This window comes from Terracoccus luteus (genome assembly GCF_003635045.1).
In the GTDB taxonomy this organism is placed as follows: Bacteria; Actinomycetota; Actinomycetes; order Actinomycetales; family Dermatophilaceae; genus Terracoccus; species Terracoccus luteus.
The window spans coordinates 909,802-936,603 of record NZ_RBXT01000001.1 but is presented as its reverse complement, the minus strand read 5'-3'; the positions used below and the strand labels follow the sequence as shown (position 1 = coordinate 936,603).

General features: G+C 72.5%; 22 protein-coding genes, 2 tRNA genes and 1 pseudogene. 6 read left to right on the top strand and 19 right to left on the bottom strand.

Features of this window, described 5'->3' with window-relative positions:
• Positions 1 to 120: 120 nt before the first annotated feature.
• The 3 genes and pseudogenes from DFJ68_RS18640 to DFJ68_RS18635 form a co-directional block, all read left to right on the top strand.
• Positions 121 to 1,239 carry a L,D-transpeptidase family protein gene (locus DFJ68_RS18640; protein ID WP_245963456.1) on the top strand — a complete coding sequence of 373 codons (1,119 nt, stop codon included), beginning with the start codon at positions 121 to 123 and terminating at the stop codon, positions 1,237 to 1,239.
• A 68-nt stretch (positions 1,240 to 1,307) separates the two neighbouring features.
• Positions 1,308 to 2,315: a glucose-6-phosphate dehydrogenase (coenzyme-F420) gene (gene fgd, locus DFJ68_RS04320; RefSeq protein WP_121035073.1), complete on the top strand. Its 1,008-nt coding sequence runs from the start codon at positions 1,308 to 1,310 to the stop codon at positions 2,313 to 2,315.
• 225 nt (positions 2,316 to 2,540) lie between these two features.
• Positions 2,541 to 2,750: pseudogene (locus tag DFJ68_RS18635) on the top strand (DUF3072 domain-containing protein); the annotation flags it as partial.
• 152 nt (positions 2,751 to 2,902) lie between these two features.
• Here the strand turns inward: DFJ68_RS18635 and DFJ68_RS04310 are convergent.
• The 7 genes from DFJ68_RS04310 to DFJ68_RS04280 all read right to left on the bottom strand — a co-directional run bounded on the left by DFJ68_RS04310 (position 2,903) and on the right by DFJ68_RS04280 (position 7,856).
• Positions 2,903 to 3,412 carry a DUF4188 domain-containing protein gene (locus tag DFJ68_RS04310; RefSeq protein WP_121035072.1) on the bottom strand — a complete coding sequence of 170 codons (510 nt, stop codon included), beginning with the start codon at positions 3,410 to 3,412 and terminating at the stop codon, positions 2,903 to 2,905.
• Between the two features lie 139 nt (positions 3,413 to 3,551).
• Positions 3,552 to 3,627 (bottom strand) — tRNA-Glu (locus DFJ68_RS04305).
• Positions 3,628 to 3,716: 89 nt separating this feature from the next.
• A tRNA-Gln gene (locus tag DFJ68_RS04300) sits at positions 3,717 to 3,788 on the bottom strand.
• A gap of 71 nt (positions 3,789 to 3,859) precedes the next feature.
• Positions 3,860 to 4,681 carry an HAD family hydrolase gene (locus DFJ68_RS04295; RefSeq protein ID WP_121031308.1) on the bottom strand — a complete coding sequence of 274 codons (822 nt, stop codon included), beginning with the start codon at positions 4,679 to 4,681 and terminating at the stop codon, positions 3,860 to 3,862.
• Complete coding sequence (locus tag DFJ68_RS04290) at positions 4,678 to 5,325, bottom strand: GNAT family N-acetyltransferase (RefSeq protein ID WP_121031306.1); 648 nt, start codon at positions 5,323 to 5,325, stop codon at positions 4,678 to 4,680. The genes DFJ68_RS04295 and DFJ68_RS04290 overlap by 4 nt, the downstream gene beginning before the upstream one ends.
• Before the next feature lie 20 nt (positions 5,326 to 5,345).
• The gene (gltX, locus tag DFJ68_RS04285; protein ID WP_121031304.1) at positions 5,346 to 7,022 is read right to left on the bottom strand and encodes a glutamate--tRNA ligase; all 1,677 of its coding nucleotides are present in this window, start codon (positions 7,020 to 7,022) and stop codon (positions 5,346 to 5,348) included.
• 54 nt (positions 7,023 to 7,076) lie between these two features.
• Positions 7,077 to 7,856, bottom strand: coding sequence for a fumarylacetoacetate hydrolase family protein (locus tag DFJ68_RS04280; protein WP_121031302.1), 780 nt, complete (start codon positions 7,854 to 7,856; stop codon positions 7,077 to 7,079).
• A 220-nt stretch (positions 7,857 to 8,076) separates the two neighbouring features.
• Between DFJ68_RS04280 and DFJ68_RS04275 the strand changes: the two genes are divergently transcribed.
• Together DFJ68_RS04275 and DFJ68_RS04270 are read left to right on the top strand one after the other, a co-directional pair.
• The gene (locus DFJ68_RS04275; protein ID WP_245963455.1) at positions 8,077 to 9,051 is read left to right on the top strand and encodes a 3-methyladenine DNA glycosylase; all 975 of its coding nucleotides are present in this window, start codon (positions 8,077 to 8,079) and stop codon (positions 9,049 to 9,051) included.
• A complete protein-coding gene (locus tag DFJ68_RS04270; protein WP_121031300.1) occupies positions 9,048 to 9,551 on the top strand; it encodes a barstar family protein in 504 nt (167 codons plus the stop codon). Before DFJ68_RS04275 ends, DFJ68_RS04270 begins: the two co-directional genes overlap by 4 nt.
• Here DFJ68_RS04270 and DFJ68_RS04265 read toward each other — a convergent pair.
• The 11 genes from DFJ68_RS04265 to DFJ68_RS04215 form a co-directional block, all read right to left on the bottom strand.
• Positions 9,533 to 9,976: a VOC family protein gene (locus DFJ68_RS04265; RefSeq protein ID WP_121031297.1), complete on the bottom strand. Its 444-nt coding sequence runs from the start codon at positions 9,974 to 9,976 to the stop codon at positions 9,533 to 9,535. The genes DFJ68_RS04270 and DFJ68_RS04265 overlap by 19 nt on opposite strands.
• Before the next feature lie 212 nt (positions 9,977 to 10,188).
• On the bottom strand, positions 10,189 to 11,769 hold the full coding sequence (gene cimA / locus DFJ68_RS04260; RefSeq protein WP_121031295.1) for a citramalate synthase: 1,581 nt from the start codon (positions 11,767 to 11,769) through the stop codon (positions 10,189 to 10,191).
• Positions 11,770 to 12,167: 398 nt separating this feature from the next.
• The gene (locus DFJ68_RS04255) at positions 12,168 to 12,884 is read right to left on the bottom strand and encodes a gamma-glutamyl-gamma-aminobutyrate hydrolase family protein (RefSeq protein WP_121035071.1); all 717 of its coding nucleotides are present in this window, start codon (positions 12,882 to 12,884) and stop codon (positions 12,168 to 12,170) included.
• A gap of 7 nt (positions 12,885 to 12,891) precedes the next feature.
• Positions 12,892 to 13,659, bottom strand: coding sequence for a 3-oxoacyl-ACP reductase (locus DFJ68_RS04250; protein WP_121031293.1), 768 nt, complete (start codon positions 13,657 to 13,659; stop codon positions 12,892 to 12,894).
• A gap of 50 nt (positions 13,660 to 13,709) precedes the next feature.
• Positions 13,710 to 15,095: an aldehyde dehydrogenase family protein gene (locus DFJ68_RS04245; RefSeq protein WP_121031291.1), complete on the bottom strand. Its 1,386-nt coding sequence runs from the start codon at positions 15,093 to 15,095 to the stop codon at positions 13,710 to 13,712.
• Positions 15,092 to 16,459, bottom strand: a complete 1,368-nt coding sequence (locus DFJ68_RS04240; RefSeq protein WP_121031289.1) for a glutamine synthetase family protein — start codon at positions 16,457 to 16,459, stop codon at positions 15,092 to 15,094. Before DFJ68_RS04240 ends, DFJ68_RS04245 begins: the two co-directional genes overlap by 4 nt.
• Before the next feature lie 8 nt (positions 16,460 to 16,467).
• Positions 16,468 to 17,244 carry a FadR/GntR family transcriptional regulator gene (locus DFJ68_RS04235; protein ID WP_121031287.1) on the bottom strand — a complete coding sequence of 259 codons (777 nt, stop codon included), beginning with the start codon at positions 17,242 to 17,244 and terminating at the stop codon, positions 16,468 to 16,470.
• Between the two features lie 9 nt (positions 17,245 to 17,253).
• Positions 17,254 to 18,834 carry an amino acid permease gene (locus DFJ68_RS04230; RefSeq protein WP_121031285.1) on the bottom strand — a complete coding sequence of 527 codons (1,581 nt, stop codon included), beginning with the start codon at positions 18,832 to 18,834 and terminating at the stop codon, positions 17,254 to 17,256.
• Between the two features lie 137 nt (positions 18,835 to 18,971).
• Positions 18,972 to 19,871, bottom strand: coding sequence for an HAD family hydrolase (locus tag DFJ68_RS04225; RefSeq protein ID WP_245963454.1), 900 nt, complete (start codon positions 19,869 to 19,871; stop codon positions 18,972 to 18,974).
• A 7-nt stretch (positions 19,872 to 19,878) separates the two neighbouring features.
• Positions 19,879 to 20,976: a branched-chain amino acid aminotransferase gene (locus DFJ68_RS04220; RefSeq protein ID WP_121031283.1), complete on the bottom strand. Its 1,098-nt coding sequence runs from the start codon at positions 20,974 to 20,976 to the stop codon at positions 19,879 to 19,881.
• A gap of 199 nt (positions 20,977 to 21,175) precedes the next feature.
• Positions 21,176 to 22,240 (bottom strand): 3-isopropylmalate dehydrogenase, encoded by a 1,065-nt coding sequence (locus DFJ68_RS04215; protein ID WP_121031281.1) that lies wholly within the window; start codon positions 22,238 to 22,240, stop codon positions 21,176 to 21,178.
• A 650-nt stretch (positions 22,241 to 22,890) separates the two neighbouring features.
• Between DFJ68_RS04215 and DFJ68_RS04205 the strand changes: the two genes are divergently transcribed.
• Positions 22,891 to 24,786 (top strand): potassium transporter Kup, encoded by a 1,896-nt coding sequence (locus DFJ68_RS04205; RefSeq protein WP_245963453.1) that lies wholly within the window; start codon positions 22,891 to 22,893, stop codon positions 24,784 to 24,786.
• Positions 24,787 to 24,921: 135 nt separating this feature from the next.
• Here the strand turns inward: DFJ68_RS04205 and serA are convergent, their stop codons facing one another.
• Positions 24,922 to 26,508: a phosphoglycerate dehydrogenase gene (gene serA, locus DFJ68_RS04200; protein ID WP_121031275.1), complete on the bottom strand. Its 1,587-nt coding sequence runs from the start codon at positions 26,506 to 26,508 to the stop codon at positions 24,922 to 24,924.
• Between the last annotated feature and the right edge of the window lie 294 nt (positions 26,509 to 26,802).

Below are 26,802 nucleotides of genomic sequence, written 5' to 3'. Positions count from 1 at the left end.
CGTCCGGAGTGGCCCGATCGCAACGGATCGGTCACGATTGCCCGGGTCGGCGGTGCGGGTCAACCCACAGGGCCCGTCAGCCGTCACTGTGGTCACCGCACCGACGACGAGGGGACAACGATGCACGCCCAGCACCAGGACACCCGGACACGGGTCGTGCGCCTGCCCGCCACCCGACTGCTCGCCGCCGTCGGCACCGTCGCGCTCGGTGCGGGCCTCGCCGCCTGCGGTCCCGCGCAGAGCGACCTCACCGCGGGCCCCACCGCGCAGACCTCGTCGACGCCGGCCGACGGGACGCCGGCGACGACCGAGGCGTCACCCTCCTCGACGTCGCAGGCCCCGCTGCCGACGCGGACCGCGGCCCCCGCCGTGGCCACCGTGCCCGCAAAACCGGTCGCGACGGCATCCGCCACTACGACTCGCATGACGCGCACGGCACCGACGAGCTCGTCCCCCGCCCCCGTCGTCGTCCTGCAGGTCGGTGACAACGGGCCGCGCGTGCGCTCGATGCAGGCGCGCCTCAAGCAGCTGGGCTGGTTCTCCGGCGACGTCACCGACCAGTACGGCCCGCGCACGAGCGCCGCCGTCAAGGGCTTCCAGGCCAAGCGCGGGTTCGACGTCACCGGCTCGGCCGACGAGCGCACCTACGAGCGCATCCTCTCGATGAGCCGCAAGCCCAGCGCCGACGAGCTCGCCAACGTCGACCCGACGCCGACCGAGACGGCCGAGCCCGCCGAGACCGCGACGTCGACGCCCACCACGACGAAGGCGACGGCGACTCCCACGTCGACGGCCCGGCCGAGCGCCACGCCCGCCCCGACCCGCACGGCGTCCGCACCGAAGCCGAAGCCCAGCGGCATCGCCTACGACGTCGACAGCCGCTGCCTCACCGGTCGCGTCATGTGCATCAGCAAGACCGACCGCAGCCTGACGTGGGTCGTCGACGGCGTGGCGCAGTACCGCTTCGACGTGCGCTTCGGGAGCGACGAGCTGCCCACCCGCGAGGGCACCTTCTCGGTCTACAAGAAGAAGGTCGACGTCATCAGCAACCTGTACCACACGCCGATGCCGTACTCGATGTTCTTCTCGGGCGGCCAGGCCGTGCACTACTCGTCGAACTTCGCCCGGCTCGGCTACTCCGGCGCCTCGCACGGCTGCGTCAACGTGCGTGACAAGGCCGGCGTCGTCCGCCTCTACGAGGACTCGCGGGTCGGCGACAAGGTCGTCATCCACTGGTGACCGTCGGGCGTCGTCCACCCGCGTCGTAGGCTCGTCGCACCGAGGTACGCGACGACGTGGAGGGCACGATGCTCAAGGTTGGTTGGAAGGCGTCAGCGGAGCAGTTCGGCCCGAGGGAGCTCGTCGACCTCGCCGTCCGGGCCGAGGCGGCCGGGCTCGACTCCGCCTTCATCTCCGACCACTTCCAGCCCTGGCGCCACCGCGAGGGGCACGCCCCCTTCGCCATGTCGTGGCTGGCCGCCGCCGGTGAGCGCACCGAGCGCCTCGTGCTCGGCACGTCGGTGATGACCCCGACCTTCCGCTACAACCCGGCGGTCGTCGCTCAGGCCTTCGGCACGCTGGGCGCCCTGCACCCCGGGCGGATCGTGCTCGGCATCGGCACCGGCGAGGCGCTCAACGAGGTCGCGGTCGGCGCGGCGGGCTCGCCCTGGCCGGAGTTCAAGGAGCGCTTCGCGCGGCTGCGCGAGGCCGTGACTCTCATGCGCGAGCTGTGGACGCAGGAGCGCGTGACCTTCGAGGGCGAGTACTACCGCACCCACGACGCGACCGTCTACGACCGCCCCGACACCCCTGTGCCCGTGTACGTCGCCGCCGGGGGCCCGCTCGTGGCCCGCTACGCCGGTCGCGCGGGCGACGGCTTCATCTGCACGTCGGGCAAGGGCCGCGAGCTCTACGAGGACAAGCTGCTGCCCGCCGTCGACGAGGGCCTGGCCAAGGCCGAGCGCACCCGCGACGACATCGACCGCATGATCGAGATCAAGCTGAGCTACGACCGCGACCACGACCAGGCGGTCCACAACTGCCGCTTCTGGGCGCCGCTGTCGCTGACGGCCGAGCAGAAGCACGGCGTGCACGACCCGGTCGAGATGGAGCGCCTCGCCGACGAGCTGAGCGACGAGCAGATCGCCTCGCGCTGGATCGTCTCGAGCGACCCGGAGGAGGCCGTGGCGCGCATCAAGGAGTACGTCGACCTCGGCTTCGACCACCTCGTCGTGCACGCCCCGGGCCACGACCAGGCGCGCTTCCTCGAGCAGTTCTCGGCGGACGTCCTCCCCGGCCTGCGCGAGCTCGCCTGACGCCACCCCTCGACAGGGCGCCTGGCCCCCGTCGAGTGGTCACCGCCGCGGTTACGCCGGGTCGGCAACGGGTACGTGCCGCGCATGAGCCAGTCGAACACATCTTCGAACGACGAGTACGCCACCGGACCGTCCTCGACGGACGCCGACACCGCCGCCACCGGCGACACCACGAGCCCGGATGCCGGGTCGGACCCCACGAAGGAGACCGGCCAGTCGAACGCCGAGGTCCTCGGCGCCCCGACCGGCAGCGACACGGTCAAGGACCCCGACGACTGGGTGACCGGTGACGAGCCGATGACCGGCGCCCAGCGCAGCTACCTCGACACCCTGGCCCGCCAGGCCGGCGAGACCCTGCCCGCCGATCTCACCAAGGCGCAGGCGTCGGAGCACATCGACCGCCTGCAGGAGCAGACGGGCCGCGGCGCCAGCTGACCCACCCCGTCCACCGTTCCGGCGCCCGCGCCGGAGCGGTCCGACGACGACCGACGGCCGGCCTCCCTCACGGGAGGCCGGCCGTCGGCGTCTCGGGCGGCCCCGGTCGGAGAAGCGGTGAGAGGCCGGTGACAGGCCAGTGGGAGGTCCGGTCAGGGCCGCGGGGCGCTCCCCCGGTCGGCGAGCCGGGCGTGCCGCCGCCCCGAGGACCCACGCACGCCGACGGCCGCCCCCAGCCCGGTCGGGGGCATGTCGACGTAGAGGGTCTCGGCGCCTCCCGCGGGGACGGCGTAGGTCTCGTGCCAGATGCCCACCGCCCCGGCATCCCCCGCGACCCGCCGGTAGAAGTCGAGCCACGCCGGCCGGTGGTGGCGCCCCTCGTCGTGGGCGTAGGCGTAGATGTGCTCGGTGCTGCGCCAGTACTGCAGCACGGTCGGCCCGCCGGCCCCGACGAGCGTGCGGTGACCGAGGAAGCCGAGGTCCTCGCCCTCACCCCGCTCGGCTGCGGCCTTCGCCTCGTGCAGCTCGGCCAGCATCGGCGGCATGGCCCTGAGCGTCGGGACCCAGAGGTCCGGACGCCACGGCTTCGCGACGCGCAGGCCGATGAGGAAGACGGCGAGGTCGCCGTCGTGGTCGTGGGTCGTGCTGCGGTGCGTGGGCATGGTCGGCCTCTCCTGGAAGACCCCCATCGTGGACAGCGCCGACGTGCGACGGCAAGGAGGCCGGCCGGGCGCCGCCCGTGCCGGACAGGGCGCGGAAAGAGGTCAAGGCCCGGATCTCGTGGATCCGGGCCTTGACGCGTGGTAGCCCCGACGGGATTCGAACCCGCGCTACCGCCTTGAGAGGGCGGCGTGCTAGGCCGCTACACAACGGGGCCACGCGCGAGCCGGGCGAGCCCGGCACAGTGGAGAACTCTACCGGTCAGGTGGTCATTCTCCGAATCGGACCGGCAGGGCCGGACCAGAGCTGGGGTACCAGGACTCGAACCTAGAATGACGGAACCAGAAACCGTAGTGTTGCCAATTACACCATACCCCAATGCAATTCACCCCTCATTCGGCCGAGGCCGGGTGCGGTGTGAACCGAGGGGAAATACTACCGGTCGCCGGTCAGAGGCCCAAATCGACGCGGGTCAGCACGTCGGTGACGGCGTCGAGGTCGTGCACCGACACCACGCCCGCGGCCGCGGCGTCCGCATCCCTCGCCACGTCGGCCGCTCCCCCGGCCGCTCCCCCGGCCGGGGCCGGCCGGTCGAGCCAGACCGCCCGCAGCCCCGCCGACCGCGCACCGAGCACGTCCCACTCGAGGCTGTCCCCGATGCACACCACGTGCTCGGGGGCCACGCCGAGCAGCCGGCATGCCTCCCGGTAGACGCGGGGGTCGGGCTTGCCGAAGCCAAGGGTGTCGGTCGTCACGACGGCGTCGAAGGCGTCGACGAGGTCGAGCGCCTCGAGCTTGAGGGTCGTCGGGGCCAGCGCCGAGTTCGTCAGCAGACCCACGGGCAGCCCCGCACGACGGGCGGCCATGAGCAGCTCGGGGACGTCGTCGAAGAGGCGCTGCGCGGCGCGGAAGGCGGGGTCGTAGGCCACCGCATACCGCTGGAGCGCAGCCTCCGGCACGGCGGCCCCGAAGGCGGCGGCCACCTCCTCGATGCGCCCCGTGCGCATGGCGTCGAAGGCGACTTCGCCCGAGGCGTACCGGCGGAACCAGCGCTGCGGGTCGTCGTAGTAGTGCTGGGCCATGGCGCGGTGCTGCTCCGGCCGCTCGGGCCACAGCACCCCGAGGGCCACGCTGCCCGCCGCCACCATGGCCGCACGGGTGTCGACGATGGTGTCGTCGACGTCGAGCAGCAGCCCCCGCACGCCGGTGAGCTCGACGACGAGGTCGCCGCCCGCGGGGCCGGAGGTCGGCGCGGGAGGCGTCGCGCTCACGGGGCGCTCCGCCCGAAGAGCGGGAGGGCGGCATCCACGCCCTCGACGCGTGTGCGTCCGGCCTGCCCCGAGGCGAGCCAGGCGTCACGGGTCAGTCGCACGTGCTGCAGCGGGGCGCCCGAGTGCGGCAGCACCGACGTGTGCGTGTCGCGGTAGCCGAGGCGCCGCGAGACCCCCAGGGAGGCCGCGTTGTCGGCCACCGCCGAGCTGACCGCGGCCACGGCCGCGAGCGGGCCGAAGGCCAGCGTCAGCACCGCGGCGCGCATCGCCGTGCCGAGGCCCCGGCCCCGCGCCTCGCTCACCAGCCACGACGAGGAGTCGACGGTTCGCTCGACCCGGTAGTCGGGGCCCTCGAGCCACTGGACGCCGACGAGGGCGTCGTCGTGGTGGGCCAGGAAGGGCAGGGCCCAGTCGTCGGGCGACCACGTGCCGAGAGCGCGCCAGTAGGCCTGCGCCACGGCGGCGCCGCGGTTGCCCCGCTCGTCGAGACCGGCGTACGGCGTCGCGCTCGGGTTGAGCTCGACGTCGTCGGGCAGCGCGCCGACGACCTCGTCGAGGTCGGCCTCGGTCATGACGCGCAGCTGCACCACGTCACCGACGAGGCGGATGCCGTGCAGCGGCCACGCGCTCGCACGCGCGGCCACCGCTGGGCTCGGCGACGCGGTCAGAGCGAGTCCTTCAGTGCGCGAAGGCGGTTCAGCGTCGACGTCTTGCCGAGGATCTCCATGCTCTCGAACAACGGCGGCGAGATGCGGGCGCCCGACACCGCGGTCCGCAGCGGGCCGAAGGCGAAGCGCGGCTTGATGCCGAGGCCCTCGACGACGGCCTCGCGCAGCGCCGCCTCGATCGTGGCGGCGTTCCAGTCACCACCGCTGCCGAGGACGCCCGTGCCGTGGTCGTCGACGTCGCCGAGGGCGCGCAGGGCGGCGTCGAGGACGTCACCGGCATCCGGCTTGAGCTGGGCGCGCGCGTCGTCGTCGATGACGAGCTGGTCGTCGGCGACGAAGAACGGGCGCACGAGGGCGGGGGCCTCCGTGAGCAGGGCCATGCGGGTCTGGATGAGCTCGGCGACCGAGCGCAGCCGGGCGAGCTCGCCGAGCGACTGGGTGTCGCCGAGGATGCCGTCGGCGACGAGGTAGGGCAGCAGCCGGCCCGCGAAGTCACCTACGTCGAGGGCCCGGATGTGCACGCCGTTGAGCCACTCGAGCTTCTTGAGGTCGAAGATCGGGCCGATGGGGTTGACCTTGGCCCAGTCGAAGGTGCGGCTGAACTCCTCGAAGGTGAACACCTCGACGTCGACGCCCTCGGCGTCCTGCTGCGGCGGGTAGGCCAGCAGGGCGAGGAAGTTGACGAGCGCCTCGGGCAGGTAGCCCTGCTCGCGGAACCACGTGAGGCGGGCGGCCGGGTTCTTGCGCTTGCTGATCTTCGACTTGTCGGTGTTGCGCAGCAGCGGCATGTGGGCGAAGCGCGGCGCCTCGAGCCCGAGCCACCGGTAGAGCAGCAGGTGCTTGGGGGTCGAGCTGATCCACTCCTCGCCGCGCACGACGTGGGTGATGCCCATCTCGTGGTCGTCGACGACGACGGCGAGGTGGTACGTCGGGAACCCGTCGGCCTTGAGGATGACCTGGTCGTCGGGCCGCGGCGCCGAGACGCTGCCGCGGATGACGTCGTCGAAGACGAGCGGGACGTCGTCGGGCACGAGCATGCGCACGACCGGGGTCTCGCTGAACCCGGGCAGCTGCGCGCGCTCCTCACGGGTCTTGCCGTGGCAGAGCCGGTCGTAGCCCGTCGGCTGCTTGGTCTTCTGCTGCACCTCGCGCATCTGCGCGAGCCGCTCGGTCGAGCACCAGCAGTGGTAGGCGTGGCCGTCGGCGAGCAGCCGCTCGACGTAGGGGCGGTAGGTCTCGAGCCGCTCCGACTGCCGGTAGGGCGCGTAGGGACCGCCGATGTCGGGCCCCTCGTCCCAGGTCAGGTCGAGCCACCCGAGCATGTCGTAGAGCTGGGCCTCGCTGTCCTCGCGGAAGCGGGCGCGGTCGGTGTCCTCGACCCGCAGGACGAACTGGCCACCCTGCTGCCGGGCGTAGGCGAGGTTGAAGAGCGACATGTACGCGGTGCCGACGTGCGGGTCGCCCGTCGGGCTCGGCGCCACGCGCAGGCGCACCGGGCCGCTGCCGTCGGAGGTCGACCGGGCGGGCTGCTCCCCGGTGCGCACCTCGACGGCGGACTCGGTCTCGCCGGTCTCGGCGGCGCTGGTCGGCGCGGCCTCCGTCGCCTGCGGGTCGGCGGTGCCGGGGTCGTTCGGGGCCGCGGTGGTCGGGTCGCTCGTGCTCGTGTCGCTCATGGTGGCGCCAAGCCTATCGGCCGGGCCGCAGGGGTCGGCGGGGGTCAGCGGGGGTCAGCGCCGCACGAAGGTGTTGGTCAACGACCCGATGCCGGCGATGTCGACGGTGACCTGCTGGCCTGCCTCGACGAGACCGACACCCGCGGGTGTGCCGGTGAGGATGACGTCACCGGGCAGCAGCGTGAACGCCGCCGACGCGTACTCGATGATGCGGGCGATGCCGTGGATCATGTCGGCGGTCGTGCCGTCCTGCTTCGTCTCGCCGTCGAGCGTCGTGACGATGCGCAGGTCGGCCGTGTCGAGCTCGGTCTCGACCCACGGCCCCAGCGGGCAGCTCGTGTCGAAGCCCTTGGCCCGGGCCCACTGCCCGTCGCTGCGCTGCCAGTCGCGGGCCGTCACGTCGTTGGCGATCGTGTAGCCGTAGATGCACTCGGCGGCCTTGTCGGCGGTCACGCCCTTCGTGATCGTCTTGACGACCACCGCCAGCTCGCCCTCGTACGACACCTCGCTGCTGCCGGCGGGCAGCACGACCGGGTCGAACGGGCCGACGACCGACGTGTTCGGCTTGAAGAACATCATCGGCTCGGCGGGAGCCTCGCCGCCCATCTCGCGCGCGTGGTCGGCGTAGTTCTTGCCGATGGCCACGACCTTGCTGCGCGGGATGACGGGAGCGAGCAGGCGCACGTCCTCGAGCATGACCGGCGGCTGACCGCTGGGCTGCAGCCCGATGTAGAGCGGGTCGCCGGACAACGGGGTGATCACCTCGCTGCCGGGGTCGCCCTGGACGATGCCGTATGCCGGGTCGTCCCCGGTCGTGTACCTCGCGATGCGCACGGGCTCACCCTACGGCCCCCGTCCGTCGCGCCGACCGGATGCCGGTGTGCGTCCCCGCGCAACACACCGAGCAATGTGCAGATCCGCGTGTTGCAACTCGCGGATCTGCACATTGCTCGGTGTGTTCGCCGGGCCGGAGGCGGGGCGGGGCGGCGGGGCGGGGTGTGTCCGGTGGTGCGGGGGCCGAGGCGTCCGGCGGCGACGCCGTACCCTCGAGCGCGTGGAGGTGCAGGAGCAGGCGACGGCGCACGGCCCGGGCGAGGGGCGCGTGCTCGACGAGTCCGAGTGGCGTCGCCGGGCCGAGGCCCACGCCGCGAGGGTCGACGCCGCGACGAGCGCCCACCGGGCCCGGCGGGCCGACGGCCGGCGCCACCCCGTCGAGGACTTCCTCTTCACCTACTACTCCTTCGGCCCCGCCCAGCTCCGGCGCTGGCACCCCGGCGCAGGCGTCGGCCTGCGTGGTGCGGACGGCTCGCCACACCGGGAGTGGCGCTTCTACCGTCGGGTCGGCGATGTCGTGGCCCTCGACCTCGAGGAGTTCGAGGCCGTGCGCGGCGGCACGGTGCGGTTCGTGCGCGCCCTGCTCGACGCGACGGCATCCCGCCCCGGGCGCTTCGGCTGCTTCGGCCTGCACGAGTGGGCGATGGTCTACCGCCAGAGCCCCGACGACGTGCGCCACGCCGACTGGCCGCTACGACTCGGCGCGGCGGGCACCGACGCCGTCGTCGAGAGCCACCGCATCGCGTGCTCGCACTTCGACGCCCACCGCTTCTTCACCCCCGAGGCCGTGCCACGGAACACGCTGTCCCCCAGTCGTTCCCGTCAGGTGCAGGACGAGCAGCCGGGCTGCCTGCACGCCGGAATGGACCTCTACAAGTGGGCGCACAAGCTCGTGCCCCTCGTGCCGAGCGAGCTCGTGCTCGACTGCTTCGAGCTCGCCCGTGACATCCGCGGCCTCGACATGCGCGCGGCGCCGTACGACCTGCGCGAGCTCGGGTACGAGCCGCTGCCGATCGAGACCGCCGAGGGCAAGGTGCGCTACGCCGCCGAGCAGCGCGGCTTCGCCGAGCGGGGCCAGCGGCTGCGTCGCCGCCTGCTCGACGTCCTCGACGGCGTGGCGGTCGCAACCGACGACGGCGCCTCCGCGGCAGCGGGTCCGACCGGCGCCGTCGAGGCGGGACGCGGCGCGCGATGACCCGCCGACGGCCCTGGGTTCGGGGCGGCCTGCCGTTCCTGCGCAGCGGGCCGCTGTGGCGGGTCCACACGAAGGCCCTCCCCCGACTCGACGAGTTCGTGGCGCAGCACGGGTACCGGCGCATCGAGCTCGACGGGCGGCGGATGACCTCCCGCGACGCGGCGCACGCCGAGCTCAAGCGCGCCTTCGAGCTACCGGAGTGGTGCGGCGCCAACTGGGACGCGTTCGACGACGGTCTCGGCCACTTCGTCTCCGCGCACGACGGCGAGCTGGTGGCAGTCGTGTGGCTGCACGCCGACGAGGCCGCCCGGCTCGCGCCGGCCACCGCCGTCGAGGTGGGGTGGGCGCTGCTGCTCTGCACGACCGGTGGGATGCCGAGCCTGCCGACCCGCTCGACCCTGCACGTCGACCTCGACGTGTTCGCCGTCGGCGACGGCCCCGACTTCGACGGCCCTGATGGCGACGCCCCCGACGCACCCGCTCACGACGACGGGTCCTGAGCCTCCTCCGGGTCGGCCCTGACCTGCCCCGCGTCGCCCTCGGCGGGGTCGAGGTAGAGGCAGAACGGGTGGCCGGCCGGGTCGAGCATGACGCACACGTCCGACTGCGGTTGGAACGTGGCCTCCTCGGCTCCGCACGAGAGCGCGTAGGCCACGGCCACGTCCAGGTCGTCGACCTCGAGGTCGAGGTGCAGCATCATCCCCTGCCGACCCGGCTCGCTCGGCCACACGGGCCGCTCGTAGTTCGGCTCGGTCGCGAAGGCGAGGTTGTATCCTCGGTCGGCCGACGGGGCGAGGGTGGCCCACTCCGGCGTGCGGGTGAACACCCGCCAGCCGAGCAGCCGCTCGTAGAAGTCGGCGAGGGCGGGCGCGTCGGGGCAGTCGAGCACGACGCCGAACCAGTGCTTGGTCGTCCGCAGGGGCATCGCCCGATGCTGTCACCGCGCGCCGTCGGCGGCCACCTCCTCACGGGCGGGAACACCGCTCCGGACGTATCACCGGGCGCCCGCCACGCACCGATCACCGTCGACGAAGGTGCAGGCACGCGCGTCGACACCGCTCCCGGGCGAGGGGCGCGGCCGGGTGGGGCCTGTCCCGCCCGGCCCACCACCCGGCATCCTCGCGCCGTCGCGAGCCTTCAGCGGCGCGGAACGCCCTGCCGCAGAAGGCCGTACACGATGCCGTCGGTGAGCGCACGCCACGACGCCGCGAGGATCGAGCCGGCGACGCCGATGGTGTCCCACGAGGTCTCGCCGTCGGAGGTCTCGATGAGCACGCGTGTGACGGCATCCGTGCCGTGCGAGGCGTCGAGGATGCGCACGCGGAAGTCGATCAGCTCGAGCTTTTCGATCTCGGGGTAGGCGCGGGTGAGGGCGTCGCGCAGGGCGTGGTCGAGCGCGTTGACGGGGCCGTTGCCCTCGCCCGTCGCGATGAGGCGGTGGTGGTCGGCGTGCAGCTTGACGGTGGCCTCCGACGTCGCGTCGCCGGTGCCGTCCGAGTCGGTGATGACCCGCCACGACTCGACGGTGAAGTAGTCGGTGCAGCCGGGCTCGAGGGCCTCGCGGATGAGCAGCTCGACGGTGGCATCGGCGGCGTCGAAGGTCCAGCCGCGCATCTCGAGCTGCTTGACCTCGGCGAGCACCCCTGCGACGACGTCGGGCCGGTCGGAGAGGTCGAGCCCCGCCTCCCGCGCCTTGAGCTCGATGCTCGCGCGCCCGGCCATGTCGCTGACGAGGGTGCGCATGCCGTTGCCGACCTGCGCGGGGTCCATGTGCTGGTAGAGGTCGGGGTCGACCTTGAGCGCGCTCGCGTGCAGGCCCGCCTTGTGCGCGAAGGCGCTCGCACCGACGTACGGCTGGCGGCTGTAGGCCGGCACGTTGGTCACCTCGCTGATGGCGTGGGCGATGTGCATGGCGCCCTGCAGCGACTCGGGTGCCATGGCCGGCAGACCGAGCTTGAACTGGAGGTTGGCGGCGACGGTGACGAGGTCGGCGTTGCCGGTGCGCTCGCCGTAGCCGTTGACGGTGCCCTGCACGTGGGTGGCCCCGGCGCGCACGGCGGCGACGGAGTTGGCGGCCGCGCACCCGGTGTCGTTGTGGCAGTGGGCCCCGATGCGGGCACCCGTCTCGGCGAGCACGTCGGCGACGACCTCCTCGACGACGTGCGGGAGCATGCCGCCGTTGGTGTCGCAGAGCACGACGACCTCGGCGCCGGCGTCGTGGGCGGTGCGCACCACCGACAGGGCGTAGTCGCGGTCGAGGTGCCAGCCGTCGAAGAAGTGCTCGGCGTCGAGGAAGACCCTGCGACCGTGCGCGACGAGGTGGCCCACGGTGTCACGCACCATGGCCAGGTTCTCGTCGCGCGTGGTCCGCAGGGCCTCCTCGACGTGCCGCACGTGCGACTTCGCCACGAGGCACACGACCGACGCCTGAGAGTCGAGCAGGGCCCGCACGAGCGGGTCCGTGGCCGCCTCGCCGCCGGCGCGCCGGGTCGCCCCGAACGCCGCCAGCGTGGCGTGCTGCAGCGACAGCTCGGTCCGGGCGCGCTCGAAGAACTCCGTGTCCTTCGGGTTGGCGCCCGGCCAGCCCCCTTCGATGAAGTCGACCCCGAGGTCGTCGAGCAGGGCGGCGATGGCCAGCTTGTCGGACACCGACAGGTTGAGCCCCTCCTGCTGGGCGCCGTCGCGGAGGGTGGTGTCGTAGACGTGCAGGGCATCCATGGCCGTCATTGTCCTCGGGTCTCGGGTCCGGGTGGTGGTCCGGCGTGGTGCGGCGTGGTGCGGTGCTGTGCGGGCGTCTCGGTGCTCTTCTCGGATGCCGTGAGGCCGGGGTGGTGGCCTCGTGGCGCTTCCGTCGGGGGTGACCTCGGGAAACAAAAAGACCCCCCAGGGTGTGGGAGGTCTGCGCGACGAGCGGGGCTCGTCGCGCTAGTCGATAATGAGCGTGGCGGTGGCCACGAGGCGCGTCATCACGACCCTGACGGTAGGGGCGCCGAAACGTCCGCGAAACACCGTGTCCGCATCATGGACCTCTGTCTCACCCAGCGAGACCCCCGGCTCACACCGTCGAGAGGCCACTTCGCGACGGTGCAAGGCGACGGGAACTGGCCTCTCGACGGTCAGCGGGTGCAGGCGGCGACGAGGGCCTCGAAGAGGCGCGGGTCGGTGCCGACCTCCGGGTGCCACTGCACCCCGAGCCGGAACCGGGCGTCCGGTGCCTCCATCGCCTCGAGCGTCTCGTCGTCGGCCCAGGCGGACGCGGCGTAGCCGGGGTGGGTGTGCACCGCCTGGTGGTGGTGGCTGGGCACGACGGCGTACCGGCCCAGCACCGCCTCGACCCGGGTGCCGGGCACGACCTCGGCGCCGTGCTCCCCGTACCGCGCGGGCCCCGGCGAGTGGCGGCCCGTCCCGGTGCGGTCGGGCACGTGCTGCTCGAGCTCACCGCCCGCCGCGACCGCCATGACCTGCATGCCACGGCAGACCCCGAGCGTCGGCAGGTCGAGCTCCGCCGACACCCGCGCGAGTGCGAGCTCGGTCGCGTCCCGGTCGTCGCGGGAGGCCTGCACGGTCGGATGCCGGTCGGCGCCGTATCGCTCGGGGGCGATGTCGACGCCGCCGGCGAGCACGAGCCCGTCGAGCCGGTTCAGCACCTCCCGAGCGAGGTCGTCGTCGGCGTCGGCCCGGGGCGGCACCACGAGCGCCACCCCGCCGGCCTGCTCGACCTGCGCCACGTAGGCGTGGGGCACGAGCGCGGCGCGCACGTCGGTCCACTGCCCCCACGTCGCCGGCTCGACGTAGGCGGTGACCCCGATGACCGGCCGGGAGGCGGAGCGCACGCCCACGTCAGAGGGGCGTGACGTACGCGCCGGAGATGCCGCCGTCGACGAGGAAGGTCGAGGCGGTGATGAAGCTCGACTCGTCGGAGGCGAGGAAGAGCACGGCGTTGGCCATCTCCTCCGGCTCGCCGAAGCGTCCCATCGGGACGTGCACGAGCCGTCGGGCGGCGCGCTCCTCGTCCTTGGCGAACAGCTCCTGCAGCAGCGGTGTGTTGACCGGGCCGGGGCACAGCGCGTTGACCCGAACCCCCTGGCGGGCGAACTGCACCCCCAGCTCGCGTGACATCGACAGCACGCCGCCCTTGCTCGCGCTGTAGGAGATCTGCGACGTCGCCGCCCCCATGACCGCGACGAAGGACGCCGTGTTGATGATCGAGCCCCGCCCCTGGTCGAGCATGTACGGCAGGGCCGCCTTGCAGCAGAGGTAGACCGAGGTGAGGTTGACCTCCTGCACCCGACGCCACGCCTCGAGCTCGGTGTCGAGGATGGAGTCGTCGTCGGGCGGGCTGATGCCGGCGTTGTTGAAGGCGACGTCGACCGACCCGTACGTGTCCTTGGCGGTGCGGAACAGGGTGTCGACGTCCTCCTTGCTCACGACGTCGGTGCGTACGAACGTCCCGCCCACCTCCTCGGCGACCCGCGGTCCGTTGACCTTGTCGAGGTCACCGATGACGACCTTGGCGCCCTCCTCGGCGAACCGCCGCACCGTCGCGAGACCGATGCCCGAGCACCCTCCCGTGACGACCGTGACCCTGCCGTCGAGCCTGCCTGCCATGTGGGACTCCCTCCAGCCCAGTGGGCTCCGTGTCGGTGGTGGGGCGACCATCAGTCGGTCGCGATGAAGACGTTCTTGACCTCGGTGAACGAGTCGAGCGCATCGGGGCCCAGCTCGCGGCCGATCCCGCTCTGCTTGAAGCCGCCGAACGGGGTCGAGTAGCGCACGCTGCTGTGCGAGTTGACCGACAGGTTGCCGGCCTCCACCCCCCGGGCCACCCGCAGCGCGCGGCCGACGTCACGGGTCCAGATCGACCCGGACAGCCCGTAGGCCGTGTCGTTCGCCTTGGCGACGGCGTCAGCCTCGTCGTCGAACGGCATGACGGCGACGACCGGGCCGAACACCTCCTCCTGCCAGACGACGTCGCGCGTGGAGCGGGGGACCACCACCGTGGGCGGGTACCACCAGCCAGGCCCGTCGGGAGCTGACCCGCGGAAGGCCACGTCCACGGCATCCTCGGCGCCCTCGACGAAGCCACGCACCCGCTCCCGCTGGCCGGAGCTCACGAGCGGGCCCATCTGTGAGCCCTCGTCGCGCGGGTCGCTGACGACCAGGTCGCGGACGGCCCCCTCGAGGCGGCCCATGAAGTCGTCGAGCACCTCTCGCTGCACGAGGATGCGGCTGCGGGCGCAGCAGTCCTGGCCCGCGTTGTCGAAGACCGCGGACGGGGCGCTCGCCGCGGCCAGCTCGAGGTCGGCGTCGGCGAAGACGATGTTCGCGCTCTTGCCGCCGAGCTCGAGGGTCACCCGCTTCACCTGCGCGGCCGCGCCGCGCATGATGCGACGGCCCACCTGGGTCGACCCGGTGAAGCAGACCTTGCGGACGTCCGGGTGGGTGACGAAGCGCTCCCCCACCTCGGCGCCGCGGCCGGGCAGCACCGTGAACACGCCCTCGGGGATGCCGGCCTCGAGGGCGAGCTCGCCGAGCCGCATCGCGGTGAGCGGGGTCAGCTCGGCGGGCTTGAGCACCACGGTGTTGCCCGCCGCGAGGGCCGGCGCGAAACCCCAGCCCGCGATCGGCATCGGGAAGTTCCACGGGACGATGATGCCGACGACGCCGAGCGGCTCGCGGAAGGTGACGTCGATGCCGCCGGCCACGGGGATCTGCCGGCCGAAGTTCCGTTCCGGCGCGGCGGCGTAGTAGGCGAGCACGTCGCGCACGTTGCCGGCCTCCCACCGGGCGTTGCCGATGGTGTGGCCGGCGTTCTCGACCTCGAGCAGCGCGAGCTGTTCCTGTTGCTCGCCGACGAGGTCGGAGAAGCGTCGCAGCAGGCGCCCCCGGACGGCGGGCGACACTGCGCGCCAGGCGGTTCCGGCCGCGACGGCCTCGGCCACGACGGCATCCGTCTGCTCGACGGTGGCCATCTCGACGGTGCGCACGACCTGCTCGGTCGCCGGGTTGACGACGTCGTGCGTCTGGCTGGTGGTGGTGGTCACAGTCGCTCGAACCCTCTCCTGCGCTCCCAGTCGGTGACGGCGGCGTCGAAGGCGCGCACCTCGACGTCGGCGGCGTTGACGTAGTGGTCGACGACCTCGTCGCCGAATGCCTGTCGTGCGACGGCCGACCCGGCCAGCAGGTCGCGGGCCTCGTGCAGCGTCGACGGCACCCGCGGACGGTCGGACGTGTACGCGTTCCCCTCGAGCGGCGCCTCGAGCGCCAGCTCGTTCTCGATGCCGTGCAGCCCACCCGCGAGCATCGCGGCCACCGCGAGGTAGGGGTTGAGGTCACCCCCGCCGACCCGGTTCTCCACCCGCAGCGACGACCCGTGACCCACCACCCGCAGGGCGCACGTGCGGTTGTCCCGACCCCAGGCGACCGCCGTCGGCGCGAAGCTGGCGTCGGCGAAACGCTTGTAGGAGTTGATGTTCGGCGCGTAGAAGTACGTCAGCTCACGCTGCGTGGCCAGGATGCCGGCGAGGAAGTGGTCGAAGAGCGCGCTGTGGCCGTGGGGCCGGCCCCCGTCGGCGAAGACGGCCTCGCTGTCCTCGCCGCGCAGCGAGAGGTGGATGTGGCACGAGCTGCCCTCGCGCTCGTCGAACTTGGCCATGAAGGTGAGCGAGCGGCCGTGGTGCGCGGCGATCTCCTTGGCGGCGTTGCGGTAGACGACGTGGTTGTCGCACGTGCGCAGCGCGGTGTCGAAGAGGAAGCCGATCTCGTGCTGACCGAAGTTGCACTCGCCCTTGGCGCTCTCGACGACGGCGCCGGCCGCCCACATCTCGTTGCGGATCTCACGCAGCAGCGGCTCGACGCGGTCGCCGCCCAGCACCGAGTAGTCGACGTTGTAGCGGTTGGCCGGGGTGAGCGCCGCGTAGCCGGCGTCCCACGCCTGGTCGTACGACTGCTCGAAGACGATGAACTCGAGCTCGGTGCCGCAGTGCGCGACGAGACCCCGCTCGGCGGCCCGCTCGACCTGGCGACGCAGGATCGACCGGGGGGACTGCAGCACCGGCCCGCCGTCGTCGAGCCAGGTGAGGTCGCACTGCACGGTGGCCGAATGCGGGCTGCCGGGGGTGATTCGCAGGGTGTCGAGGTCGAGCTGGAAGAACATGTCACCGTAGCCGCGCTCCCACGAGCTGATGGCGTAGCCGTCGACCGTGTTCATCTCGACGTCGACGGCGAGCAGGTAGTTGCAGCCCTCCGTGCCCTCGGCCAGTACGTGGTCGAGGAAGTAGTGGCCGTGCAGGCGCTTGCCCTGCAGCCGGCCCTGCATGTCGGTGAAGGCGACGACGACGGTGTCGACCTCACCGGACTCGATGCGCTCACGCAACGCCTCGACGGTCAGGCGCGGGGGTGCGGTCATGACGGCTCCTATCCGATGAGTCCGCGCAGCAGGGCGGACGTGGCGTCGCAGTGCTCCTCCATGACGCTGCGGGCCCGGTCGGGCCGCCCGTCGAGGATGGCGGCGACGAGCTCGGCGTGCTGCTCGTCGGAGTGAGCGATGTTGCGCGGCAGCACGGGGATGACCATGAGCATCTCGTGCAGGGCCGCCTGCGACCGGGTGACGGCCTCGACGAGCATCGGCGAGCCCGAGAGGGTGGCGACGGCGAGGTGCAGCCGCGAGTCGCCGACCCGGTGCGTCGCGGGGTCGGTCGCGCTCGCGACCTCGTGCAGCCCGGCCTCGAGCCAGGCCCGCTCGTCGGCGGCGAGGTCGCGATGCGCCGCGAGCCAGGCCGCGCCCGGTTCGACGACGCGGCGGAAGGTGAGGGCGTCGGCCAGGGCGGCCCCCGAGCAAGCCCCCGCAACCGGTCGGGACCCGCCGGTGGGCGCCCCGCCGCCGGTCGTGGGGGCGGCGGCGGTCGGTGGGGACGGCGCCTCGTACGTCACGCGGGTGCCCCCACCCCGGCCCGGCCGGGTCTGCACGAGCCCGGAGTCGCGCAGGGCGGCGATGGCCTCGCGGACGGTCGCGCGGCTCACCTCGAGGCGCTCGGAGAGCTCACGCTCGGGCGGCAGCAGCTCGTCCGGGGCGAAGACCCCGAGGCGGATCGCGGTGGCGAGCTGCTCGACGGTGTTCTCGAAGGCGTTGCCGGGGGTGGGTCGCAGCACCACCTCCGGCAACGAGGTGGGCAGCCGTGCGGCCTCGCTCATCGGGGCGCGTCACTCACCGAAGGCGTCGACGACGGCCTTGTCGATGGTCACCTTCGGGCCGGTGAACCAGTGCCGGGCCGACACCTGCCACCACACGCCCAGCACGAGCAGGGAGCCGAGGGTGAGGATCGGCGCGTAGTTGACGAACTTCCAGTCGAAGTCGGCGCTGAAGGGGACGCCGCCCGGCACGAAAGGCAGGATGAAGTAGACCGAGATGACCGCGATCTCGACGACCGCCACGATGTTCATCCAGCGGTAGCGCCGGCCCAGCGTCCACGAGCCGGGCGTGAAGGCGTCGCCCATCCGCCAGCGGAGCCAGATGGGGATGAGGAAGGCGAGGTAGAGCCCGATGACGGCGACGGAGACGACGGCGTAGAACGCGACCGGCACGACGACCCCGTTGACGTCGACCTCGACGAGAGCCGGGACGGTGATGAGCGCGCTGACGACCGCCACGAGCAGCACCGCGTTGGCGGGGACCTTGTTCTTCGACAGGGACGACCAGAGCCGTGACCCGGGCACGGCGCCGTCGCGGCTGAAGGCGAAGGTCATGCGCGAGGCGCTCGTCATGCACGAGGTCATGCAGAAGAACTGCCCCACCGTCGAGATGAGCAGGATGACGCCCGCCCAGCCCGAGCTCATGGCATTGGTGAAGAGGTAGGCCACTCCCCCACCACCCACGCCGGCGTTGTCGGGCCGGCCGTCGGCGCCGTTCGGCACGGCGAAGAGGAAGCAGAGCAGCAGGATCCACCCGCCGATGGCCGAGTAGAAGATCGAGCGCCAGATGCCCTGTGCCGCAGCCTTGCTCGCGGCGGACGTCTCCTCGGACAGGTGGGCCGACGCGTCGAAGCCGGTGATCGTGTACTGGGTGAGCAGCAGGCCGAACGGGACGATGAGCAGCCAGTAGGTCGGCGAGCTGGTCGACCCGTCGGCGTAGCCCGAGTTGTTGAACCGCTCCGTGAAGACGTAGGAGACGCTCTGGTGGTGGTCGGGCACGACGACGAGCAGCACGACGATGACGGCGGCCCCGACGACGTGCCACCACACCGACACGTTGTTCATGACGGCCATGAGGTGGCCGCTGTAGACGTTGAGCAGCACCGCAAGGGCGAGGAAGAGCAGGAAGATCCAGAACACGCGCGTCAGGGAGTACCCGTCGGACCAGCCCTGCGACAGCGTGCTCAGCGTGAGGTCGAAGAAGGTCGCGCAGCCGTAGGCGACCGACGCGGTGACGGCGATGAGACCGATGAGGTTGAGCCACCCCGTGAAGAACCCGGCCCGCGGCCCACCCATCTTGCTGGCCCACCAGTAGATGCCGCCCGAGGTCGGGTACGCCGAGACCAGCTCGGACATCGTCAGCCCGATGACGAGGATGAGGGCGGCGACGATCGGCCAGCCCCACGAGATCGCGATCGGCCCGCCGTTGTTGAAGCCCTGCCCGAACGTCGTGAAGCAGCCCGCGAGGATGCTGATGATGGAGAACGAGATGGCGAAGTTGGAGAAGCCCGACCACGAGCGGTCGAGCTCCTGCTTGTAGCCCAGCTCGGCGAGGTGTCGCTCGTCGTCGGTGAGTTCGCGCTGACCGGCCATGCCCGCTCCTCGGCTCGCACCACCCTCGGCCTTACGGTCTGAGGTCAGGCCGATGCAACACCCGCAACCGCAACGGTGTCAACGGTCGTCCATCGACGACCGGACACGAACCGCAACGACCCGGCTCACGACCCGGCTCACGACCCGGGCGGGCCTGTCGCTCCCGTGGGGTGGGTCGACGGCGCCGCGAGGGCGAGGGCGACCGCCTCGGCCACGCCGTCCTCGTCGTTGCGACCGCACACCCGGTCGGCCGCCGCGAGCACGTCCGGGTGGGCGTTCGTCACGGCCCAGCCCACGCCGGCCCACACGAGCATGGGCAGGTCGTTCGGCATGTCCCCGAACGCCCACACGTCGTGGGCCGCGATTCCGCGCGCCTCGCAGAAGCGCCGCAGCCCGCTCGCCTTCGTCACGCCCGGGGCGGAGATCTCGGCGAGCCCTCCGGTGCCGGAGTGCTGCACGAGCCCGCGGTCGCCGACGATCTCGGCGACGCGTGGGATGACCTCGTCGTCGGGGATCTCCTCCGTGCGCGCGAGCAGCTTGCCGACGACGGCGTCGCGCGGCAGGTCGTCGATGGGTGCCGGCACGAGCCCGGCCGGCACCCACGCGGGGTGCAGCTCGGGGTAGGCGGGCTCGGTGTGCACCCCGTCGGCCAGCTCCGCCGAGAAGCCGATCCGGGGCAGGGCGGCCCGCAGGTCGGCGACGAGCTCGTCCAGGACGCCTCGGTCGATCGGGTACGACGCGGTCACCCGCCGGGCGCGCACGTCGTAGTCGAACGCCCCGTTGGCGCCGATGACGGTGCCGTCGCCGCCCACCGCGTCCGCGAGCGGGTCGAGCCACCGGGGTGGCCTCGCCGTCACGAACACGACGTGGATGCCGGCCCGCTCGGCCTCGCGCAGCACCTGCGCCGTGCGCGGCGAGACCGACCCGTCGCTGCGCAGCAGGGTGCCGTCGAGGTCGGTGGCCACGACGCGGGGCCGGCCCGGGTGACCGAGGTGCCCGGCCTGCAGGTCCGGTCGCGCCGGGCCGGTGGGGGTCACGGCCGGCTCAGACGAGCCGCGTCATCCAGCCGTGGGTGTCCTCGACCCGGCCGTACTGGATGTCGAGCAGCGCGTCGCGGATCGAGGCGGCGACGCGGTCCACGTGGCCCTCGCGGCGGTGGTCGACCCGGCCACCCTCCCAGCGCAGCTCGCCGACCGGCGTGACGACGGCGGCGGTGCCGCAGGCGAAGATCTCGGTAATCTCGCCGCTCTCGGCGCCGTCCTTCCACTCCTGGATGGGGATCCGGCGCTCCTCGGGCTGCAGGCCGAGCTCCTTGGCGAGCTCGAGGATCGAGCTGCGGGTAACCCCCTCGAGGATCGAGCCGGTCAGCTCGGGGGTGATGATGCGGCCGTCGGCGGTGACGATGAACAGGTTCATCCCACCGAGCTCCTCGATGTACGTGTGCGTCGAGGAGTCGAGGAAGACGGCCTGGTCGCAGCCGTTCTCGATGCCCTCAAGCTGCCCGGCGAGCGAGCTGGCGTAGTTGCCGCCGCACTTCGCGGCACCGGTGCCGCCCTCGCCCGCACGGGCGTAGGCCGTCGAGATCCAGAGGTTGACCGGGGTGAGGCCGCCGCTGAAGTACGCGCCGGCCGGGCTGGCGATGACGGAGTACGTCACCCGCTGCGCCGGTCGCACCCCGAGGAAGGCCTCGGAGGCGAACATGAACGGCCGCAGGTAGAGGCTCTTCTCGCCCTCGTCGCCGGCGGGCACCCACTTCTCGTCGACCGCGACGAGCCGGCGCAGCGACTCGATGAAGTCCTCCTCCGGCAGCACCGGGAGGGCGAGGCGGTGGGCCGAACGGGCGAAGCGGGCGGCGTTGGCCTCGGGGCGGAAGGTCCAGACCGAGCCGTCGGCGTGGCGGTAGGCCTTCATCCCCTCGAAGATCTCCTGTGCGTAGTGCAGCACCGCCGCCGCCGGGTCGAGCTGGAAGGGCCCGTAGGGCTGCACCGCGGCGTCCGCCCAGCCACCGTCGGCGGTCCACGTCGCGACGACCATGTGGTCGGTGAACGTCTTGCCGAACCCGGGGTTCTCGTGCACCGCCGCGATGTCGGCGTCCGAGGTGGGCGCGTCCGTCGCACGGACGTCGAAGGTCAGGTTGGTCATGTCGGAACCTCCACGGGGCCGGTCGGCGGTGATGTCGGCGGTGCTGCTGACGGTGTCGCTGGTCGTCGGCAGACGGATGCCGCGCGGGCACCGGCCGACCCGAGCAGGCTATCGCCCGCCGGGGAGGCACCCACCCCGGGTGCCCGGGGTGCCCGGGGTGGCCGGGGTGGCCCCGGTGCCCGGCGACCCGGCATCCGGGTCAGAGGCGCGCGGCCACCGCGTCGCCCACGGCGGACGTGCTGCGGACGGCGTCGCCCCGCTCGGCGAGGTCGGCGGCGACGGCATCCTCGACGCGCCGGGCGTCCTGCTCACGGCCGAGGTGCTCGAGCAGCATGGCCGCCGAGAGGATGGCGGCGGTCGGGTCGGCCTTGCCCTGGCCGGCGATGTCCGGCGCCGACCCGTGCACGGGTTCGAACATGCTCGGCGTCGTCCGGGTCGGGTTGACGTTTCCCGAGGCGGCGAGGCCGATGCCACCGCTGATGGCCGCGGCGATGTCGGTGATGATGTCGCCGAAGAGGTTGTCGGTGACGATGACGTCGAACCGCCCCGGGTCGGTGACCATGAAGATCGTCGCGGCGTCGACGTGCTGGTACGCGGTCTCGACGTCCGGGAACTCAGCCCCGACCTCCTCGACCGTGCGGCGCCACAGGTGCCCGGCGTGGGTGAGCACGTTGTGCTTGTGCACGAGGGTGAGGTGGCGGCGCGGGCGGGCCTGGGCGCGGGCGAAGGCGTCACGCACGACGCGCTCGACGCCGTACCGGGTGTTGACGCTGACCTCGGTGGCGATCTCGGCCGGGGTGCCGACGCGCAGGGCGCCGCCGTTGCCCGTGTACGGCCCCTCGGTGCCCTCGCGCACGACGACGAAGTCGATGCCTTCGGGTGCCACGCGGGCGACGTCGAGCGGGCTCGCCACACCGGGGAAGAGACGCACCGGCCGCAGGTTGACGAAGTGGTCGAGGGCGAAGCGCAGCGGGAGCAGGACCCCGCGCTCGAGCACCCCGCTCGGCACCCGCGGGTCACCGATGGCCCCGAGCAGGATGGCGTCGTGGCCGCGCAGCTCCTCCAGCACGGAGTCGGGCAGGGTCTCCCCCGTCGCGTGCCAGCGCCGGGCGCCGAGGTCGTACTCGGTCGTCGTGAAGGAGGGGCCGTCGCCGCCCGACACCGCGTCGAGCACCTTGAGCGCCTCGGCCACCACCTCCGGGCCGATGCCGTCACCGCCGATGACCGCGATGGAGTGGGCGTCCCTCACCTGCTGCTCTGCCATGGCCCCAGCCTAGGAACCGTCCCGGTCCGTGGGATGCACGTCTCACCGTCTGAACGCCTACGACCACCCCCGCCGACCGACGACGATCGCTCCGTTCGGATACGCGAAGGCCCCCGCCGGATGCCGGTGGGGGCCTTCGCGACGACCCGGTCGTCACGATGTCGTGTCGGGTCGGTCAGCGCTGCTGCTCAGTCGTCGGTGTGTCCCTGGTCGCGCAGGTCCATCGACTCCTGCAGGGCCTGGCGTGCGGCCTTGGCGTCCTCGTTCACGGTCTGCTCCTTCGTGCGTCGTTGCAGGGGTGCGGTCTCCCGGCCCGACCGACGGACAGGTCGGTGCGGTGCCGGACGGGGCGGGATCCCAGAGGCTCGAGCCCGGGTGGGCGAGCCGGTCAGCGGGGTGCGCGGGGTCTCCGCGGCGAGGTCGCTGACTACTGGGACTCGCCGCGGCTGGCGATGAGGAGTACGAGCCGCCGCGTCATGCTTCGACGGTACGCCGCGCTCCGGGGGCGTCCAGCACCGTCCCACACGATGAGACGCGCGTCTCACGGGCGCGCCGCGACCCGGCACCACGGCATCCGGCGGGCTGCTCGTCGACGGCACGCCCGGGGGGTGGCGCTTTACCGCGACCCGCTCCTCGGTGATGCTCGGCTGGTGACCTCATCCCAGACGGCCCACCGCGCCGGTGGCCTCACCCTCGCCCTCGGCGCCCTCGGCGTCGTCTTCGGCGACATCGGCACGAGCCCGCTCTACGCCCTGCAGACCGTGTTCTCGATCGACGACGGGGTGGTGGCCCCGACGCGCGACAACGTGCACGGCGTCATCTCGCTCGTCTTCTGGTCGATCACCGTCGTCGTGTCGGTCAAGTACGTCGCCTTCGTGCTGCGCGCCGACAACGACGGAGAGGGCGGCATCATGGCCCTCGCGGCGCTGGCGCGGCGCACCGTGCGCACGGGTGGGCGCCGGGCGGCGGTCGTCATGGTGCTCGGCGTCGTCGGCGCCTCGCTCTTCTACGGCGACAGCGTCATCACCCCGGCCATCTCGGTCATGTCGGCCATCGAGGGCCTGTCGGTGCCCGAGCCGTCACTGCGCCGCTTCGAGGTGCCGCTCGGGGCCGTCGTCATCACCGTGCTCTTCCTCGTGCAGCGGGCCGGCACCGCCCGGGTTGGGCGCCTCTTCGGCCCGGTCATGGCGCTCTGGTTCGCGGTGCTGGCCCTGCTCGGACTCGGCGGCATCGTCGCCGACCCGGAGATCCTCACCGCCCTCTCGCCCCACTGGGCGGTGCTCTTCGTCGTCGAGCAGCCGCTCGTCGGGTTCGTCGCCATGGGGGCGGTCGTGCTCGCCATCACCGGCGCCGAGGCCCTCTACGCCGACATGGGCCACTTCGGGCGACCCCCGATCCGGCGGGCGTGGTTCTTCGTCGTCTTCCCGTGCCTGACCCTGAACTACCTCGGCCAGGGCTCGCTCGTGCTGCGCGACCCCACGTCCGTCGCCAACCCCTTCTACCTGCTCGCCCCGGCGTGGGCGGTGTGGCCGCTCGTCGTGCTCGCCACCGCGGCCACGGTCATCGCCTCCCAGGCCGTCATCTCCGGCGCCTTCTCCGTCTCCCGGCAGGCGGAGCGGCTCGGCTACCTCCCCCGCCTCACGGTGCGGCACACCTCGCCCGACGAGAGCGGCCAGATCTACGTGCCCGCGATCAACTGGATCCTCTACGGCGGCGTCCTGCTGCTGCTGCTCGTCTTCCAGTGGTCCGAGCGGCTCGCCACCGCCTACGGGCTCGCCGTCACCGGCACCTTCCTGCTGACGACGACGCTCTTCCTCGTCCACGCCGACGCGGCGTGGCACTGGTCGCGGCGCCGGCTGCTCACCCTCGGCATCCTCGTCGGCGGCCTCGAGCTCGTCTTCTTCGCCGCCAACGTCACGAAGGTGCTCACCGGCGGCTGGCTGCCCGTGCTCATCGCCGTCGTCGTCGCCACGACGATGCTCACGTGGCGTCGCGGCAGTGCCGTCGTCACCCTGAAGCGCCGCCACCGAGAGGGCCCGATCCAGGAGTTCAGCCGCTGGCTGGCCCGCGAGCGCCCGACCCGGGTGCCGGGCACGGCCGTCTTCGTCCACCCGTCACGGGCGACGACGCCGATCGCCCTGCGCGAGAACACCCGCCTCAACCACGTCATCCACGAGCACGTCGTCATCGTCTCGACGGTGAGCGAGAACGTCCCCCACGTCAGCCCCGACGACAGCATCGTGTGGCAGGTCGTCGGCGCGCCCGGCGACCACGTCATCCACATCGCGGTGCACTACGGCTTCCACGACGACCAGGACGTCCCGCAGGCCCTGGCCCGGGCCCGCGACACCGGCGTGCCGGTCGACCCCGACGGCGCCACGTACTTCCTGTCGCGCATCACTGTCGAGCTGACCGGCGAGACGTCGCTGCCGCGCTGGCGTAAACGGCTGTTCATCGCCCTCGCCCACAACGCCGCCTCCCCCATCGACTACTTCCGCCTCCCCGAGGACCGCACCGTCTCGATGGGCGCCTTCGTCAAGCTGTGACCCGGATGCCGGGTGGCCGGGACACGCGCTGCCGGATGCCGGATAGCCGGGCGCCGCGTGGCCGGGACGCGCGACGGGCGGGCACCCCTGGGGGTGCCCGCCCGTCGTGGCGAGGTGGGCCGGTCGGCCCGGCGCTCAGTCCTCCTGCAGGTCGACCGACGTGAAGGTGGTCGCCTCGATCTGCGCGGCGATCTCGGAGGCCAGCTGGGCCGGGACGACTCCGTCGACGTTGAGCACGCCGATGGCGGTGTCGCCGTGGCGCGAGACCTGCATGCCGCCGATGTTGATGCCGGCGTCGCCGAGCACCCGGCCGATGAGGCCGATGACGCCGGGACGGTCGCTGTACTCGAAGACGAGCAGGTGGTCGGACAGCGCGACCTCGAGGTCGTAGCCGTTGATGCCGACGAGCTTCTCGACCATCTTCGGGCCGGTGAGCGTGCCCGACACCGAGACGACGGACCCGTCGCCGAGCGTGCCGCGCAGCGTCGTGACGTTGCGGAAGTCGCCACCGTCGGCCTCGGTGAGCAGGCGCACGGCGACGCCGCGCTGCTCGGCGAGCACCGGGGCGTTGACGTAGGTGACGGCGTCCTCGACGACGTCGGTGAACAGGCCCTTGAGGGCGACGAGCTTCCAGACGCTGACGTCGTGCTGGGTGATCTCGCCGCGCACCTCGACGTCGAGCTGGGCGGGCACGCCGCCGGCGACGGCGGTGAAGACGCGGCCGAGCTTCTCGACGAGGGAGATGCCGGGGCGCACCTCCTCGGCGATGAAGCCGCTGCTGACGTTGACGGCGTCCGGGACGAGCTCGCCGCTGAGGGCGAGGCGCACCGACTTGGCCACGGCGATGCCGGCCTTCTCCTGCGCCTCGTCGGTCGAGGCGCCGAGGTGCGGGGTGACGACGACGGACTCGTGCTCGAACAGCGGCGACTCGGTCGTCGGCTCGGTGGCGAAGACGTCGATGCCGGCGCCGGCGACCCGGCCCTCGGCGATGGCGCGGGCCAGGGCGGCCTCGTCGACGATGCCACCGCGGGCGGCGTTGACGATGCGCACGGAGGGCTTCACCTTCGACAGGGCCTCGTCGCCAATGAGGCCGAGCGTCTCGGGCGTCTTGGGCAGGTGCACGGTGATGAAGTCGGACTCCGCGAGCAGCTCGTCGAGACCGACGAGCTGGGCGCCGACGAGACCGGCCTTGGCCGGCGACGCGTAGGGGTCGTAGGCGATGACCTTCATCCCGAACGCCTTGAGGCGCTCGGCGACGAGGGCGCCGATGCGGCCGAGGCCGACGACGCCGACCGTCTTGTCGAGCAGCTCGACGCCCGAGTACTTGCTGCGCTTCCAGGCCCCGGCCTTGAGCGCCTGGTTGGCCGGCGCGACGTTGCGGGCCGTGGCGAGCAGCAACGCGATGGCGAGCTCGGCGGCGGAGGTGATGTTCGAGGTCGGGGCGTTGACGACCATGACGCCGGCCTGCGTCGCGGCGGGGACGTCGACGTTGTCGAGACCCACGCCGGCACGGGCGATGACCTTGAGCTGCTTGGCGGCGGCGACCGCCTCGGCGTCCATCTTCGTCGCCGAGCGGATCAGCACCGCGTCGACGTCGGCGAGGGCGGGCAGCAGGGCTCCGCGGTCGGCTCCGTCGCACGAGCGGACCTCGAAGTCAGGTCCGAGCGCCTCGATGGTGGCGGGCGAGAGCTCTTCGGCGATCAGGACAACGGGCTTGCTCACAGGGTGTTCCCTTCCGGACGGGTGGGAGCCCACGCACTCGTCGGGGCGCGGGCCGTCGTCGGCACCGCGGTGTGCCGCAGCGAGTCTAGGCGCACCCCGGCCCGCTCCCCCGGCCGGTAACCACGATGTGAGCAGCACGTGTCGCCCCGCCTGATGTATCAGTGGCTGGACGGCCCGTCCCGAATGACGGACGACCGGGCGGTCGCGAGACGGCCGGGAGGCGACCGAGAAGCGGCCGGGAGGTCGGCGGACGACGGACGCCCGGTCGCCCCACGAACGGGCGACCGGGCGTCC